Here is a 14,378-nt window from a genome sequence, read left to right on the forward strand (position 1 = left end):
GGCTGGGCCCGCCGGAGGCGCGGGCCGGGGGGCGTGGAGTCTGTCACCCCGTGCCAGGCACGGCCTTGCGGCAAGCGTCCGTTATGCGGCCACATGCGAGGGTCGACGCGCGGGCGGTGGTCGGCCCCCGGACCGGTGGGTCGTACGCTGCACTGCATGTGCGGAATCGTTGGTTACGTGGGAGGGCAGTCCGCCCTCGATGTCGTCCTCGCCGGGCTCAAGCGGCTGGAGTACCGCGGCTATGACTCGGCCGGGGTCGCCGTTCTGGCCGACGGCGGGCTCGCCGCCGCCAAGAAGGCGGGCAAGCTCGCCAACCTGGAGAAGGAGCTGTCCGACCGGCCGCTGCCCAGCGGCGCCACCGGCATCGGCCACACCCGGTGGGCCACCCACGGCGGGCCGACCGACGCCAACGCCCATCCGCACCTGGACAACGCGGGCCGGGTGTCCGTCGTCCACAACGGCATCATCGAGAACTTCGCCGCCCTGCGCGCCGAGCTGGCCGACCGCGGCCATGAGCTGGCCTCCGAGACGGACACCGAGGTCGTCGCGCATCTGCTCGCCGAGTCGTTCTCGTCCTGCGGCGACCTCGCCGAGGCCATGCGCCAGGTGTGCCGCCGGCTGGAGGGCGCCTTCACCCTCGTCGCCGTGCACGCCGACGCGCCCGACGTGGTGGTGGGCGCCCGCCGCAACTCGCCGCTGGTCGTCGGCGTCGGCGAGGACGAGGCGTTCCTCGCCTCCGACGTGGCCGCGTTCATCGCGCACACCCGCGAGGCCATCGAGCTGGGCCAGGACCAGGTCGTCGAGGCCCGCCGCGACGGCGTCGTCGTCACCGACTTCGACGGGGCCCCCGCCGAGGTCCGCCCGTACCACGTGGACTGGGACGCCTCCGCCGCCGAGAAGGGCGGCTACGACTACTTCATGCTCAAGGAGATCGCCGAGCAGCCGAAGGCGGTCGCCGACACCCTCCTCGGCCGCATCGACCTGGCCGGGAACCTCTGCCTGGACGAGGTCCGCATCCCCGCCACCGTCCTGCGCGAGGTCAGCAAGGTCGTCATCGTGGCGTGCGGTACGGCGTACCACGCCGGGATGATCGCCAAGTACGCCATCGAGCACTGGACCCGCATCCCCTGCGAAACGGAGCTGGCCAGCGAGTTCCGCTACCGGGACCCCATCCTCGACCAGCGCACCCTCGTCATCGCCATCTCGCAGTCCGGCGAGACCATGGACACCCTCATGGCGCTGCGGCACGCCCGCGAGCAGGGCGCCAAGGTGCTCGCCATCTGCAACACCAACGGCTCCACCATCCCGCGCGAGTCCGACGCCGTCCTGTACACCCACGCCGGGCCCGAGGTCGCCGTGGCCTCCACCAAGGCGTTCCTCACCCAGCTCGTCGCCTGCTACCTGGTGGCGCTGTACCTGGGGCAGGTACGCGGCACCAAGTGGGGCGACGAGATCCTCTCCGTGATCCGCGAGCTGTCCGAGATCGCCACCCAGGTGGACGAGGTCCTGGAGACCATGGAGCCCGTACGGGAGCTGGCCCGCAGCCTGGCAGGGAAGAACACCGTCCTCTTCCTCGGCCGCCACGTCGGCTTCCCCGTCGCCCTGGAGGGCGCGCTCAAGCTCAAGGAACTGGCGTACATGCACGCCGAGGGCTTCGCGGCGGGCGAGCTGAAGCACGGGCCGATCGCGCTGATCGAGCAGGACGTGCCGGTCGTCGTGGTCGTGCCGTCGCCGCGCGGGCGGTCCGTCCTCCACGACAAGATCGTCTCCAACATCCAGGAGATCCGGGCCCGCGGCGCCCGCACCATCGTGATCGCCGAGCGGGGCGACGAGGCGGTCGCCCCGTACGCCGACCACCTCATCGAGATCCCCGTCACCCCCACGCTGCTCCAGCCGCTGGTGGCCACCGTGCCGCTCCAGGTCTTCGCCTGCGAGCTGGCCACGGCCCGCGGCAACGAGGTCGACCAGCCGCGCAACCTGGCCAAGTCGGTGACCGTCGAGTGACCGCGTGATCGTCGGGGTGGGCATCGACGTCGCGGAGATCGACCGCTTCGCGGCGTCGCTGGACCGTACGCCGGGGCTGGCGGCACGCCTGTTCGTCGAGGCCGAGCTGTCGCTGCCGAGCGGGGAGCGCCGTGGCGTGGCCTCGCTCGCCGCCCGCTTCGCCGCCAAGGAGGCCCTGGCCAAGGCCCTGGGCGCGCCGAGCGGCCTGCGCTGGACCGACGCCGAGGTCTGGACCGAGCCGGGCGGCCGCCCGCGCCTGTCCGTGCGCGGCACGGTCGCGGCGCGCGCCGATGAGCTGGGCGTACGGGCGTGGCACGTCTCGCTGAGCCACGACGCGGGGGTGGCGTCGGCGGTGGTGATCGCGGAAGCGTGAAGGGGCTGGAAAACCAGCCCCTCCGGCGTCTGATAAGGGCCTAGCCCAGGGCCGACTTCACGGCGTCGGCCAGGCGGCCGGCCACGGAGCGGGCCTGGTCGATGTCGGCGGCCTCCACCATGACGCGGACCAGCGGCTCGGTGCCCGACGAGCGCAGCAGGACGCGGCCGGTCTCGCCCAGCTCGTGTTCGGCCTCGGCTACGGCGGCGGCCAGGTCGGCGCTGCTGGAGACGCGGGATTTGTCGACGTCGGGGACGTTGATCAGCACCTGCGGCAGGCGCTCCATGACCCCGGCGAGGTCGGCCAGGCTGCGGCCGGTCGCGGCGACGCGGGCGGCCAGCAGGAGGCCGGTGAGGGTGCCGTCACCGGTCGTGGCGTGGTCGAGGACGATGACGTGGCCGGACTGCTCGCCGCCGAGGGCGTAACCGCGGCTCTTCATCTCCTCCAGCACATAGCGGTCGCCGACCGCCGTCTGGACCAGCTCGACGCCCTCCCGCTGCATGGCGAGCTTGAAGCCGAGGTTCGACATCACGGTGCCGACCACGGTGTTTCCGCGCAGCGTGCCCGCCTCGCGCATGGCGAGGGCGAGGACGGCGAGGATCTGGTCGCCGTCGACCTCGCGGCCCACGGAGTCCACGGCCAGGCAGCGGTCGGCGTCGCCGTCGTGGGCGACGCCGAGGTCGGCGCCGTGCTCGACGACGGCGGCCTGGAGCTGGGCCAGGTGGGTGGAGCCGCATCCGGCGTTGATGTTGAGGCCGTCCGGCTCGGCGCCGATCGTCACGACCTCGGCCCCGGCGCGGGCGAACGCCTCCGGGGAGACCCGGGAGGCGGCGCCGTGCGCGCCGTCGATGACGACCTTGAGGCCGTCGAGGCGGCCCGGGAGCGCGCCGACGAGGTGGGCGACGTAGGCGTCGAAGCCCTCCGCGTAGTCGCGGACCCGCCCCACCCCGGCGCCGGTGGGCCGGTCCCACGGCTCGCCGGAGGCGTGCGCGCGGCAGGTGGTTTCGATGCGGTCCTCCAGCTCGTCGGCGAGCTTGTGGCCGCCGCGGGCGAAGAACTTGATGCCGTTGTCGGGCATCGGGTTGTGGCTGGCGGAGAGCATCACGCCGAGGTCGGCGTCGAGCGCCCCGGTCAGATGGGCGACCGCCGGCGTCGGCAGGACGCCCACCCGCAGCACGTCCACACCCGCGCTGGCCAGCCCCGCCACCACGGCGGCCTCCAGGAACTCTCCGGACGCGCGTGGATCCCGCCCGACCACCGCCACCGGCCGATGGCCCTCGAAGGTTCCCACCTCGGCGAGCACGTGTGCCGCCGCGACCGACAGGCCGAGCGCCATCTCAGCCGTCAGATCGGCGTTCGCGACGCCGCGCACACCATCCGTACCGAAGAGTCGTCCCACTGGTGTCCTCCGAGATTACGAGCTGAGGGGGCTTAAAGCTTGCGTGGAGATTGATAGACGCTTGCCTGTAGGTATACGCCCCCTGGTGGCGATAGCCGAACGCCCCGGAGGCACGGGTGGTGCCGCCGGGGCGTGTCGACAAGCGGCGGAAACCGCCGAACCGCGTGGTGAAGCGGATTAACGCTTGCTGTACTGCGGCGCCTTGCGGGCCTTCTTCAGACCGGCCTTCTTACGCTCGGTGGCGCGGTCGTCACGGGTCAGGAAGCCGGCCTTCTTGAGCGGGCCGCGGTTGTTGTCCACGTCCGCCTCGTTCAGCGCGCGGGCGATGCCCAGGCGCAGCGCACCGGCCTGGCCGGAGACGCCACCACCCGCGATGCGGGCGACGACGTCGTAGCGGTCGTCCAGCTCGAGCACCTTGAAGGGCTCGTTGACTTCCTGCTGGTGCACCTTGTTGGGGAAGTACTCCTCAAGGGTGCGACCGTTGATCTTCCACTGGCCGCTGCCCGGGATGATGCGGACACGGGCCACGGCGTTCTTGCGGCGCCCGGTGCCGGCGGCCGGCTGCGGGTCGCCGAAACGGGAGGCCATCGACTCGGAGGTGTACTCCGACTCGATCGTCTCCACGCTCTCGGTGGTGTACTCCTCGACATCGAGGGGGGTCTCGGCGGTGGTCTCGGCCACGATGCTCCTCAGCTTCTCTTCGTCTTAGGGGGTGGCCGGACTTACTGCGCGACCTGGGTGATCTCGAACGGGACCGGCTGCTGAGCGGCGTGCGGGTGCTGGTCACCCGAGTACACCTTCAGCTTCGAGAGCATCTGACGGCCCAGGGTGTTCTTCGGGAGCATGCCCTTGATGGCCTTCTCGACGGCCTTCTCCGGGTTCTTCTCCAGCAGCTCGTCGTAACGGACGGAGCGCAGACCACCGGGGTAGCCCGAGTGGCGGTAGGCCATCTTCTGGGTCCGCTTGTTGCCGGAGAGGTGCACCTTGTCGGCGTTGATGATGACAACGAAGTCACCCGCGTCGACATGCGGCGCGTACACCGGCTTGTGCTTCCCCCGCAGGAGGGTGGCGGCCTGGCTGGCCAGACGGCCGAGAACAACGTCGGTGGCGTCGATGACGTGCCACTGACGCTGCACGTCGCCGGGCTTGGGGCTGTACGTACGCACGGTCGTAGCCTTCGCTTCTTCAGTGAGTGTGGTCCTGACAAGGCCACCCGGACGATCACGACAGCCCTGGCCACACCTCGGTGACGCATTCCGAGTGCCTGCCGCTGGTCATCGGCCCGGTGAACCGGCGTAACGGCCACTCACGTGAGAACGAGCAAGCCAATACGCATAACGAACTGGCAGAATACCGGCCCGCCCCCACGGGGGTCAAAACGCCTCCCTGGCGGTTGACGGGTCCCCGGCGTCACCTGCCCCCATTAGGATGCGCGCCATGAGCTTTGGGCAAGGGGGGCCGTACGGGCCCGGGGGGTCTCGGCCACCTCAGTCGTCTCGGCCGTCCCAGTCGTCGACGCCGGACTGGGCCGCGATGGCGGATCACACCGCCGCGCGCGGCCGTCGCCGCCGATGGCTCTTCATCGGGGGCGCCGCGCTCGCGACGGCGGCCGTCGGGGCCATGGTCGCCACGGCGGTGGTCAGCAGCAACGACAAGGGCGACTCCCCGGACGACTCGGCGAACCACCTGCCCTCGCAGCCGACGCTGCCGCGCGAGTCGGAGACGCCCGAGCCGTCGTTCTCCGATGTCGCGCCGCCGGCGCCGCCCAAGCCGCTGGACATCATCTCCGACGTGAAGCGGGACAAGGCGCCGCTGAGCGCCAGGACGCTCTTCCCCGACGAGGAGGCCGCGAAGGAGGGCCGCTCGTACACGAAGGGGGCGACCGCCTCCACCTCCAGCTGCGCGGCGGGCACCCAGGGTGCCCTGGGGTCGGTGCTCAGCGGCAACGGGTGCCGCAAACTGCTGCGCGCCACCTTCGCCCGGGACGGCGTGGCGGTCACCGTCGGCGTCGCCGTCTTCGACGGCCGGGCGGGCGCGGAGAAGGCGAAGAACGGGTACAAGCCGAACGTGGCGTCCCTGCCGGGCGGCGGGGTTCCGTCGTTCTGCCGCCAGACCGCGTGCCGCACCTCGGCCAACGCCATCGGGCGGTACGCGTACTTCACGATCTCCGGCTACACCTCGGGGAAGAAGGTCACGACGGCGGACACCCAGGCGCTGCAGGCCGGGCGCGACCTGGCCGACTACACCTTCCTGCGCATCCTGGCCCGCGGCAACGCGCAGGCGTCGGCCGCCGCCGGCACCACCGGCTGACACAACCACCCACACCACCTCCGGGCCCGGACGCCGCCGTCCGGGCCCGGACGGCGTTCGGGGCGCCCCCGGCAGGCGGATACCGCCTTCCGCGGGCCGTCCTCGCCGCCGCCCACCTCACCCTCCGTCACGTCGCCGGCCCCTTACCCCTCCAGGCCGGGCGCGGACTCACCATGCGGCCGAAGGTTGTACAGCTCACACTGAATGTGGTGCATCCCATATCACCGCATGCATAAGCAACTTTTCCGTCTCCACGCTGTCTTACCGACCGATCGTTCCTCAGTTCACTCCATATCGGCATCACACCGGCGGCACACCCGGAGGGGAGGGCGCGTCGCGGCGGATCGACGGCGCCGCGCGTACATCACCATGAAGATCGCTTTTCTGCTGCACAACGCCTATGGGATCGGCGGCACCATCCGGTCGACCTTCAATCTGGCCGGGGCGCTGGCCGCCCGCCACCGGGTGGAGATCGTCTCCCTGATCCGCACCATCGACACCCCGGGCCTGCCCCTCCCCGCGGCCGTGCGGCTCAGCCCCCTGATCGACCAACGCCCGGGCGCCCCGCGCGAGTCGAGCGACCTCGGCAACCCGCTGCTGAAGCAGCCCAGCGCCCACGTACCGGCCGCGGAGTCCAAAGGCACCGTCAACTTCAACGCGCTCACCGACCAGCGCCTCGCCGCCTATCTGGCCGACACCGACGCCGATGTCGTCATCGCCACCCGCCCCGGTCTGGTGATCTGCCTCGCCGCCCTCGGCCGGGAGGGCCGCTATCTGCGGATCGGCCAGGAGCACCGGCTGTACGAGACCCACCGCGCCGAGATCCGCACCGCCTGCGACGCCGCCCTCGCCCGGCTCGACGCCAACACCTCCGTCTCCGAGGCGGACGCGCGGACCCACCGCGACCGGCTGCCCGGCATCCCCACCCTGCTGACCGGACTGCCCAACTGCGTGCCCGCCACCGGCATCGAGCCCTCCGACGGCAACGCCAAACTGGTCGTGGCCGCCGGCCGGCTCATCCCGGTCAAGCGCTACGACCTGCTGGTCGCCGCCTGGGCCACGGTCGCCGCCAAACACCCCGACTGGCATCTGCGGATCTACGGCCGCGGCCCCCAGGCGCCCACGCTGCGCCGCCAGATCGACGAACTCGGGCTCGCCGGGCACATCACGATGATGGGCGCCCACTCCCCCATCGAGACCGAATGGGCCAAGGGCTCGATCGCCGCCGTCACCTCCCGCGAGGAGTCGTTCGGCATGACGATCGTCGAGGCGATGCACTGCGGCGTGCCCGTCGTCGCCACCGACTGCCCGCACGGGCCCGGCGAGATCATCACAGCCGGCCGGGACGGGCTGCTGGTCCCCGTCGGCGACGCCGACGCCATCGCCAAGGGGCTGCTCACCCTGATCGAGGACGAGCCGCTGCGCCGCTCCATGGGCGAGGCGGCGCGGGTCGCGGCGCAGCGGTACGCACCGCCGCGGATGGCCGCCGCGTACGAGAAGCTGTTCGACACCCTGTTCACGGCCCGGGTCGCCGCCGGGGCGCCGCAGCCCGTGCCGGCGCCCGGCCGTCCCCGGTCCTTCGTCCCCCGTCCCCTGCGCGCGCTGTCCCTTTCGGTACCGGCGCGCCCCTTCGGCCCACCTGCCGACCGAGCGCCCCGAAAGGCCTTCAAAAGCATTGTCAAGCAGTTGATCCGCAAGCCGCTGCGCCCGGTCGCCTCCTGCCGGATCGACGCCGACGGCATCATGACGGTGCTGGTCGAGCCCGCCGACGTCCACGGCACCGGCCTCGCGCTGACCCTCACCCACCGCCGCGGCGGGGGCGCCCCGGTGCGGGTGCCGCTGCGGCCGCCGGTCGCCGCGGGCGCGCCGTGGACCGCGACGCTGGACCGCGGCGCGATCGACCTGGCCGAGGGCCGCTGGGACGCGCATGTGGTGCGCTCCTCGGACGGGGTGCGCCGCCGGGTGATGTGCCGGTTCGCCGAGGGGCGCGGGCTGGTGGGGCTCGAGCCGCTGCCCGGCTCCCCGTTCTCCTGGTGGATCCCGTACTCCACCGTCGACGGCTATCTCGCGCTGCGCGCCTGGCGCCGCCCGGCGCACGCCGAGGCCCGGGTGATCCGCGCCGAGGCCGACGGGCTCACCGTCGAGGGCACCCTGCACGGCGCCCGCTTCGGCCCCGACGCGACCCCGAGCGCGGTCGCCACCCCGCGCGGCGCGGCCCTGCCGTTCACCACGGGCGTCACCGCGCTGGACGCGACCCGGTTCCGCTTCACCATCCCGTACGAGCGGATCCACGCGGCGCGCGGCGACGGGAAGGGCACCGCCCACTGGGACCTGACCCTCCGTAAGACCTCCGACGCCACCACCGCGATCCGCATAGGCCGGGTCGTCGGGGACATCCTCGACCGGCACACGACGGACCTCCACCCGGTCACCCACGGTGTACGCCCCTACCTGGGCAAGGCCGAGGACCTCGCCATCAGCTGTGCACCGCAGGAAAATTGAGTGCGTGAGCCGACGAGTGCGCCGCGTTTGGCCCTGGCCACGGCGGTAACACTCGGTGATGACAAGCCTCGAGCGAGGAATTCTCTGCGGAAGGCAATCCGATGTCAGTCACGCTCATCATTCTGGTAGCGGCACTGGTGGCCATGGTGGCGCTGGTGTTCGCGCGGCCGGTGCGGCAGAGCAGCCGCGACGGCCTCATGAGCCGGTTCGGCCCCGAATACGACCGGGCCGTCGCGCGGCACCACGGCGACGCGAAGGCGGCGCAGTGGGAGCTGAGCGAGCGGCTGCGACGCTACGGCGAACTGTCGATACGGGCGCTGACGCCGGAGTCCCGGGAGCAGTACGCGGCCCGCTGGTCCGGCCTGCAGGAGCGGTTCGTCGAGTCGCCCGCGCTCGCCGTGCGGGAGGCCGACCGGCTGCTCGGCGCGCTGGCGGCCGAGCGCGGGTATCCGGCCGAGTCCCCGGAGCAGCTGCTGGAGGCACTGTCCGTCCGGCACGCCCAGGCGGTCGACGGCTACCGGCAGCTGCACACCGAGGCGGAGCGGGCCCGCGCGGGCCATGCCCGTACGGACCACCAGCTGCGGGAGGCGCTGCTCGGCGCCTACCCGCTGTTCGAGGAGCTGGTCCGGGCGCAGCCGCACGACCGGGCGCTGTGGCGAAGGCGGCAGCGGCGCCACCGGCCCGCGGTCCTGCGCTCCTCCCACGGCCTGCGGTCCTCCTAGGGACCGTCAGGACCGGACCCGGACGGCCAGCGCGAGGGTGTCGTCCGGGTGAAGGATCACGGTGTGCATATCGTCCGCGATGGCGCCGGGGATCTCCTCGATCGGGGCGTGCAGATGCTCGTACGCGGCCTCGATCAACCGCTTCTCGCCCTCCACGGGGTCCCGTCGGCTCTCGGTGAGCCCGTCGGTGTAGAGCAGCAGGAGATCCCCCGGCGCCATCTTCTCGGTCAGCAGCCGGTCGCTTCCGGGCATCGGGAAGCCGATCCCGCGCCCCCGGGCCTCCAGATAGCGCGCCGTTCCGTTGGCGCGGGTCAGCAGCGCGGGCGGATGGCTGCCGTTGGCCACCCGCAGCTCACCGGTGGCCGGGTTGATCCGGGCCAGCAGGACGGTGGCCATCACGTTGCGGTCGAACGGCAGCAGGATCTCGTCGGTGCGGGCGACGATCGACTGGAGGTGATGGCCCTCCAGGGCGAGGGTGCGCACCGCGTGGGTGACGTTGAGGGCGCTACGGGTACTGGTCACCCCGTGCCCGAGCGCGTCCACGATCGTGATGTGCACGGTGCCGTCGGGCAGCACGAACCAGTCGTACAGGTCGCCGCCGGTGGGCGCGTCGGTGCCCGCGGGCGCGTAGTGGACGGCGAGTTCGAGGCCGTCGACCTCCAGGGGCGCCGGGCGCAGCGCGTCCTCCAGCTCGCGCAGGGTCTGGCCGTGGGCCTTGCGCAGCCGCTCGTCGCGCTCGTCGAGCTGGACGTAGAGGGCGAGCACACCGCTGTTGGTCTCGGCGAGTTCGTCCTTGAGGCGGCGGTGTTCGGCGGTGAGCTCGTCGGTGCGGGCCACCACGGCGCGCAGCTCCTCCTCCACCAGCGCCGCGTCGCCGGCCGAGGAGTCCGGTGCCGTCCCGTCGTCCGGGGCGTCCGCTGCCGGGGCGGCCTGCAGCCGCCACACCACCTCCCGGTCCGTCACCGCGTCGGCGGGCAGCGGGAGCGCGGCGGCGGTCTCGGCGGACGGCAGGGCCGTGGGGCCGTCTAAACCGAGCGCCAGGGTGAGCAGCCCGGACCGGTCGTCGTCCTCGCACTGGAACGTCCAGCTCAGCGAGGTGTGTCCGGCCGTACGCAGGGCCGGTTCCGCGACGGCCGCGACGGACAGTACGAGCCGTCCGCGCAAGCCCGGATCCAGGGCGTGGTCGCGGGCCACGCGGCGCACCGCCCGGCTGAGTCCGTCCGCCGTGTCGCAGCCGATGGTCCGGGTGGTCATGGGTGCCTCTGTGGGGGCCTGGCCGTGAGAACCGAGGCATCGTCGCGGTTGCGGCGATGGCCATGGGCGAGTGCGGCGGACAACAGGGGTGGCGGGAGTCGGAGCAGGAACGGTGACGGATCGCGCGCCCATCCGGCGTCGATGCCGTCGCTGTGGAGCACCGCGGTGGCGCCCTGCGGCAGCGGGAAGCGGTGGACGTGCGGGGCGGGCATCGACCAGCCGACGACGCCGGGCTGTCCGGTGAGCCGGGACTGCACGCCCTGGTGGGACAGGGCGAGCACGCGGACGTTGCCGATGCCGCAGTACTCGGCGTGGTCCGCGTGGAGCCGCACCAGCCCGGCCGCGGCCCCGCGGGTGTGCCGCAGCGCGCGGTGCATGCCGGTCAGCAGCTCGCCCAGCGGCCGCCCGGGGTCGGCGTGGAAGGTGCGCAGCGCGATACCGGCCGCCTCGGCGGCCTGCGTCCCGTGGCCCAGCCCGTCGAGGACGACGGCGGTGCGGGTGTCGCCGGTGTCGGCGACGGCACAGGCGTCGCCGCAGTCCTCCTCCCCCTCGACGGCCAGGCACACCGAACCCACGCCCTGCGACGCGGCCGCCCGGTCGCCGGGCGGGGTGAGCCGGGCGCAGGCCCAGGTCCCGACCTCGGTGTCCCGCCACGTACCGGTGCGGATGAGGAAGTGGGTGGCGAGCCTGCTCACGGCGCCGAGGCCCACCCCGAGGGTTCCGGCGGTGGTGTAGCCGTCCGCGAGGCAGCGCTCCAGCTCGGCCATGCCCGGGCCGCGGTCGGCGGCCAGGATCTCCACGCCCTCGCCGAGCGGCACGGGCTGGATGTAGAGGGTGCCGTCGCTGGCGTGCTTGTCGAGGTTGGTGGCCAGCTCCGAGGCGATGACGGCCGCCTGGTCGGGCAGCGCGCCGGGCAGTCCGCACGCCCGCGCCACGCGCCGTGCCGTCTCGGCCGCCAGGTGGACCGCGCTGTGGTGGTCGATCCGTACCTGGGCGGTGGGGGGCACCGTCGTACGGGTCACCGGACCGTCCACCGGGTGGCGACCACGACCGTGCCCTGTCCGGCGCCGGTGTGCACCGTGAACTCGTCCATCAGCCGGCGGGCGCCGCCCAGCCCGTGGCCGAGCCCCGAGCCGGTGGTGAAGCCGTCGGTGAGCGCCGTGTCCAGGTCCGCGATGCCCGGCCCGTCGTCCTTGACGGTCAGCCGCAGCCCGCGCCCGGCGGATCCGCGCACCTGTTCGATCGTCAGGGTGCCGCCTCCGCCGTGCACAAAGGCGTTACGGGCCAGCTCGCTCGCCGCCGTGACCACCCGGGTCTGGTCGACGATCCCGAACCCGGCCTCGACGGTGGCCGCGCGCACCGCGTGCCGCACCGCCAGCAGATCCTCCTCGGTACGGACCTGATGGGTCACGGGCGCGCCCGCCTCGCCGTCGCCCGCGCGGGGCGCCGGGGTCGGCCGGGAAGCGACGGTGGACTCACCGGGCAGCGCCACGTCGGGACCCTCCCAGGGGTTCCTGGGCCTGGCGCCACCCCAATGCGGCCAGGCCCTGTTCCGGGTTGAGTGCGGTCTCCACACCGACCAGTTCGATGCCCAGCTCCACCAGGGTGATCGCCACCGGCGGCCGCATGCCCGCCACGATCACCCGGGCGCCCAGCAGCCGGGACACCGTGGTCAGTTCCATCAGGGTGCGGGCCACGAAGGAGTCGATGATCTCCAGCCGGGAGATGTCGATGAGCACCCCCCGCGCCCCCTCGGCGGAGATGCGGGCCGTCAGCTCCTCGGTGAAGGCGATGGCGGCCCGGTCGTCCAGCTCGTTGAGCAGTCCGGTGACCAGGACATCGCCCAGCCGCAGAATCGGAACGCCCGCCGGGCGGTGTTCGGTCACCGGCTCTCCCCCTCTTCCCCGTCCGGTCCGGGGCCGTCGATCAGCTTGATCGCGGCGGCCAGCGCGTCGGCCAGCGTCGCCCGCGTGAGGATGGTGGACAGGTCGATGCCGAGCTGGGCGATGGTCTGCGCGATGGACGGCCGGATGCCGCTGATCACACAGTCCGCGCCCATGAGCCGCACCGCGTTGACGGTCTGCATGAGGTGCTGGGCGACGGCGGTGTCCACCGTCGAGACGCCCGTGATGTCGATGATCGCGACCAGCGCCTCATGGTCCTGTATCGCCTGGAGCAGGTTCTCCATGACGATCTGGGTCCGCGCGGTGTCCAGCGTGCCGATCAGCGGCACCGCCAGCACCTGCTTCCACAGCCGCACCACCGGCGTGGACAGCTCCATCAGCTGCTGGCTCTGCCGCCGGATGATCTCCTCGCGGCCCTCCACATACGTCTCGAAGGACAGCGCCCCGGCCACATCGAGCAGCCGGTTGATGAAGACCGCCGTGGCGAACAGCTCCTCGGCGTCCCGGGTCTCCCGCTGCACGGCCTTCAGCAGCGCCTCCTTGAGCGCCAGCACCGCGAGCGAGGTCGCGGTCGGCGTCGCCCCCGCCCGGGCCCGGCGCATGGACAGTCCGATGACCGCCTGGTGCAGTCCCGGGTGGGAGGTGACGACCCGTTCCACCGGGACGTCGCTCTCCAGGCCCGGCACCAGGGCGTCGATCAACGAGTCGGCCTCCTCGCGGAGTTCGGCCTCGCTGATGTCGGTGCCGAGCAGTGCCTGCTCCAGCTGCAGCGCGACCCAGCGGTCGGCGATCTCCTCGTCCCGCTCCTGCAGAGCCCTCGTCAGCTGTTCACGTACGGCGGCCTCACTGGTACTCACGCGATCGGTCCCTTCCCGGTCGGCCACCCGGACTCTGCGGCGCAAATGTTATCGATCTCCTGTGCTCCGGCTCCAGACACAGATGCGCGAAATCGTGTACCCGCCGGTCACGATCACACACCCGTCGCAGGTCAGCAGCATCCCGCGGCCGGCAGCGAACGCTTGTTACGCGCCTCTTTGTTCCGGGCCGCGAGCAGTTCGTCGGCCGGGTAGCCCACCTCTTCGAGGGTCAGGCCGTGGGGGCGTACGACATGGACCGCCGAATCCCGCACCCCCGCCGCCAGCACCTTCCCCGGCCAGTCCACCGGGCGGTGGCCGTCGCCGACGAACAGCAGCGCGCCGACCAGCGAGCGGACCATGTTGTGGCAGAAGGCGTCGGCCCGCACCGTCGCCGTGATCACACCGTCCTCGCCGCGCTCCCAGCTCAGCCGCTGGAGGGTGCGGATGGTGGTGGCGCCGTCCCGCCGCTTGCAGTACGCGGCGAAGTCGTGCTCGCCGAGCAGCGGCGCCGAGGCCGCGTTCATGGCGTCCACGTCCAGCGGCCAGTCGTGCCACAGCACATGGCCGCGCAGCAGCGGATCGACCCCGCCCGGATGGTCCACCACCCGGTAGGCGTACCGCCGCCAGACCGCCGAGAAGCGCGCGTTGAAACCGGGCGGCGCCTCGGCGACCCGCCACACCCGTACGTCGTGCGGCAGCCGCCCCGCCAGGCGGCGCAGCAGCTTGTCCCGGTGCTCGGCCCACACCGGCTCCGGCAGATCGACGTGCGCGACCTGCCCCCGGGCGTGCACCCCGGCGTCGGTGCGGCCCGCCACCGTCAGCTCGTAGGTGTCCGACGACCGGGTCACCGTGCGCAGGGCGCTCTCCAGCTCGCCCTGGACGGTGCGCCGCTCGCGCTGCTTGGCCCAGCCCGAGAAGTCCTTGCCGTCGTAACTCAGATCCAGCCGGATCCGTACGAAACCGGGTGCCGCCTCGTCACTCACCCAACCGTTCCTCTCCACACCTCGCAACGCGGAACGGGCCCGCACCCAGAATCTGGGAGCGGGCCCGCCC

At 72.5% G+C, this 14,378-nt stretch carries 14 protein-coding genes; 5 read left to right on the plus strand and 9 right to left on the minus strand.

The window, feature by feature from the left end:
* Window positions 1–156: 156 nt before the first annotated feature.
* The gene (gene glmS / locus ACFZCY_RS12680) at window positions 157–2,004 is read left to right on the plus strand and encodes a glutamine--fructose-6-phosphate transaminase (isomerizing) (protein ID WP_391171778.1); all 1,848 of its coding nucleotides are present in this window, start codon (window positions 157–159) and stop codon (window positions 2,002–2,004) included.
* A 4-nt stretch (window positions 2,005–2,008) separates the two neighbouring features.
* Window positions 2,009–2,377 carry a holo-ACP synthase gene (locus ACFZCY_RS12685; RefSeq protein WP_391171781.1) on the plus strand — a complete coding sequence of 123 codons (369 nt, stop codon included), beginning with the start codon at window positions 2,009–2,011 and terminating at the stop codon, window positions 2,375–2,377.
* Window positions 2,378–2,417: 40 nt separating this feature from the next.
* Here ACFZCY_RS12685 and glmM read toward each other — a convergent pair whose 3' ends face one another.
* The 3 genes from glmM to rplM all read right to left on the minus strand — a co-directional run bounded on the left by glmM (window position 2,418) and on the right by rplM (window position 4,942).
* Window positions 2,418–3,776: a phosphoglucosamine mutase gene (glmM, locus tag ACFZCY_RS12690; protein WP_391171783.1), complete on the minus strand. Its 1,359-nt coding sequence runs from the start codon at window positions 3,774–3,776 to the stop codon at window positions 2,418–2,420.
* Window positions 3,777–3,953: 177 nt separating this feature from the next.
* A complete protein-coding gene (gene rpsI / locus ACFZCY_RS12695; protein WP_055556135.1) occupies window positions 3,954–4,457 on the minus strand; it encodes a 30S ribosomal protein S9 in 504 nt (167 codons plus the stop codon).
* A 41-nt stretch (window positions 4,458–4,498) separates the two neighbouring features.
* Window positions 4,499–4,942: a 50S ribosomal protein L13 gene (gene rplM, locus ACFZCY_RS12700; RefSeq protein WP_391171786.1), complete on the minus strand. Its 444-nt coding sequence runs from the start codon at window positions 4,940–4,942 to the stop codon at window positions 4,499–4,501.
* Between the two features lie 271 nt (window positions 4,943–5,213).
* On the opposite strand from rplM, the gene ACFZCY_RS12705 reads away from it, so the two are divergent.
* The 3 genes from ACFZCY_RS12705 to ACFZCY_RS12715 all read left to right on the plus strand — a co-directional run bounded on the left by ACFZCY_RS12705 (window position 5,214) and on the right by ACFZCY_RS12715 (window position 9,310).
* Window positions 5,214–6,086, plus strand: a complete 873-nt coding sequence (locus tag ACFZCY_RS12705; protein WP_391171788.1) for a hypothetical protein — start codon at window positions 5,214–5,216, stop codon at window positions 6,084–6,086.
* Between the two features lie 369 nt (window positions 6,087–6,455).
* On the plus strand, window positions 6,456–8,588 hold the full coding sequence (locus ACFZCY_RS12710) for a glycosyltransferase (RefSeq protein WP_391171790.1): 2,133 nt from the start codon (window positions 6,456–6,458) through the stop codon (window positions 8,586–8,588).
* Between the two features lie 101 nt (window positions 8,589–8,689).
* Window positions 8,690–9,310, plus strand: coding sequence for a hypothetical protein (locus ACFZCY_RS12715; protein ID WP_391171792.1), 621 nt, complete (start codon window positions 8,690–8,692; stop codon window positions 9,308–9,310).
* A gap of 6 nt (window positions 9,311–9,316) precedes the next feature.
* Here ACFZCY_RS12715 and ACFZCY_RS12720 read toward each other — a convergent pair whose 3' ends face one another.
* The 6 genes from ACFZCY_RS12720 to truA form a co-directional block, all read right to left on the minus strand.
* Entirely contained in the window at window positions 9,317–10,564 is a 1,248-nt protein-coding gene (locus ACFZCY_RS12720; RefSeq protein ID WP_391171794.1) for a SpoIIE family protein phosphatase, read from the minus strand.
* Entirely contained in the window at window positions 10,561–11,586 is a 1,026-nt protein-coding gene (locus tag ACFZCY_RS12725; protein WP_391171796.1) for a SpoIIE family protein phosphatase, read from the minus strand. Before ACFZCY_RS12725 ends, ACFZCY_RS12720 begins: the two co-directional genes overlap by 4 nt.
* The gene (locus ACFZCY_RS12730; protein ID WP_391171798.1) at window positions 11,583–12,056 is read right to left on the minus strand and encodes an ATP-binding protein; all 474 of its coding nucleotides are present in this window, start codon (window positions 12,054–12,056) and stop codon (window positions 11,583–11,585) included. The genes ACFZCY_RS12725 and ACFZCY_RS12730 overlap by 4 nt, the downstream gene beginning before the upstream one ends.
* The gene (locus ACFZCY_RS12735; RefSeq protein WP_391171800.1) at window positions 12,040–12,450 is read right to left on the minus strand and encodes an STAS domain-containing protein; all 411 of its coding nucleotides are present in this window, start codon (window positions 12,448–12,450) and stop codon (window positions 12,040–12,042) included. The genes ACFZCY_RS12730 and ACFZCY_RS12735 overlap by 17 nt, the downstream gene beginning before the upstream one ends.
* Window positions 12,447–13,325, minus strand: a complete 879-nt coding sequence (locus tag ACFZCY_RS12740; RefSeq protein ID WP_391171802.1) for an STAS domain-containing protein — start codon at window positions 13,323–13,325, stop codon at window positions 12,447–12,449. The genes ACFZCY_RS12735 and ACFZCY_RS12740 overlap by 4 nt, the downstream gene beginning before the upstream one ends.
* A 131-nt stretch (window positions 13,326–13,456) precedes the next feature.
* Window positions 13,457–14,308 carry a tRNA pseudouridine(38-40) synthase TruA gene (gene truA, locus ACFZCY_RS12745; protein WP_391171805.1) on the minus strand — a complete coding sequence of 284 codons (852 nt, stop codon included), beginning with the start codon at window positions 14,306–14,308 and terminating at the stop codon, window positions 13,457–13,459.
* Between the last annotated feature and the right edge of the window lie 70 nt (window positions 14,309–14,378).

This window comes from Streptomyces sp. NPDC007983 (assembly GCF_042958345.1).
GTDB lineage: Bacteria > Actinomycetota > Actinomycetes > Streptomycetales > Streptomycetaceae > Streptomyces.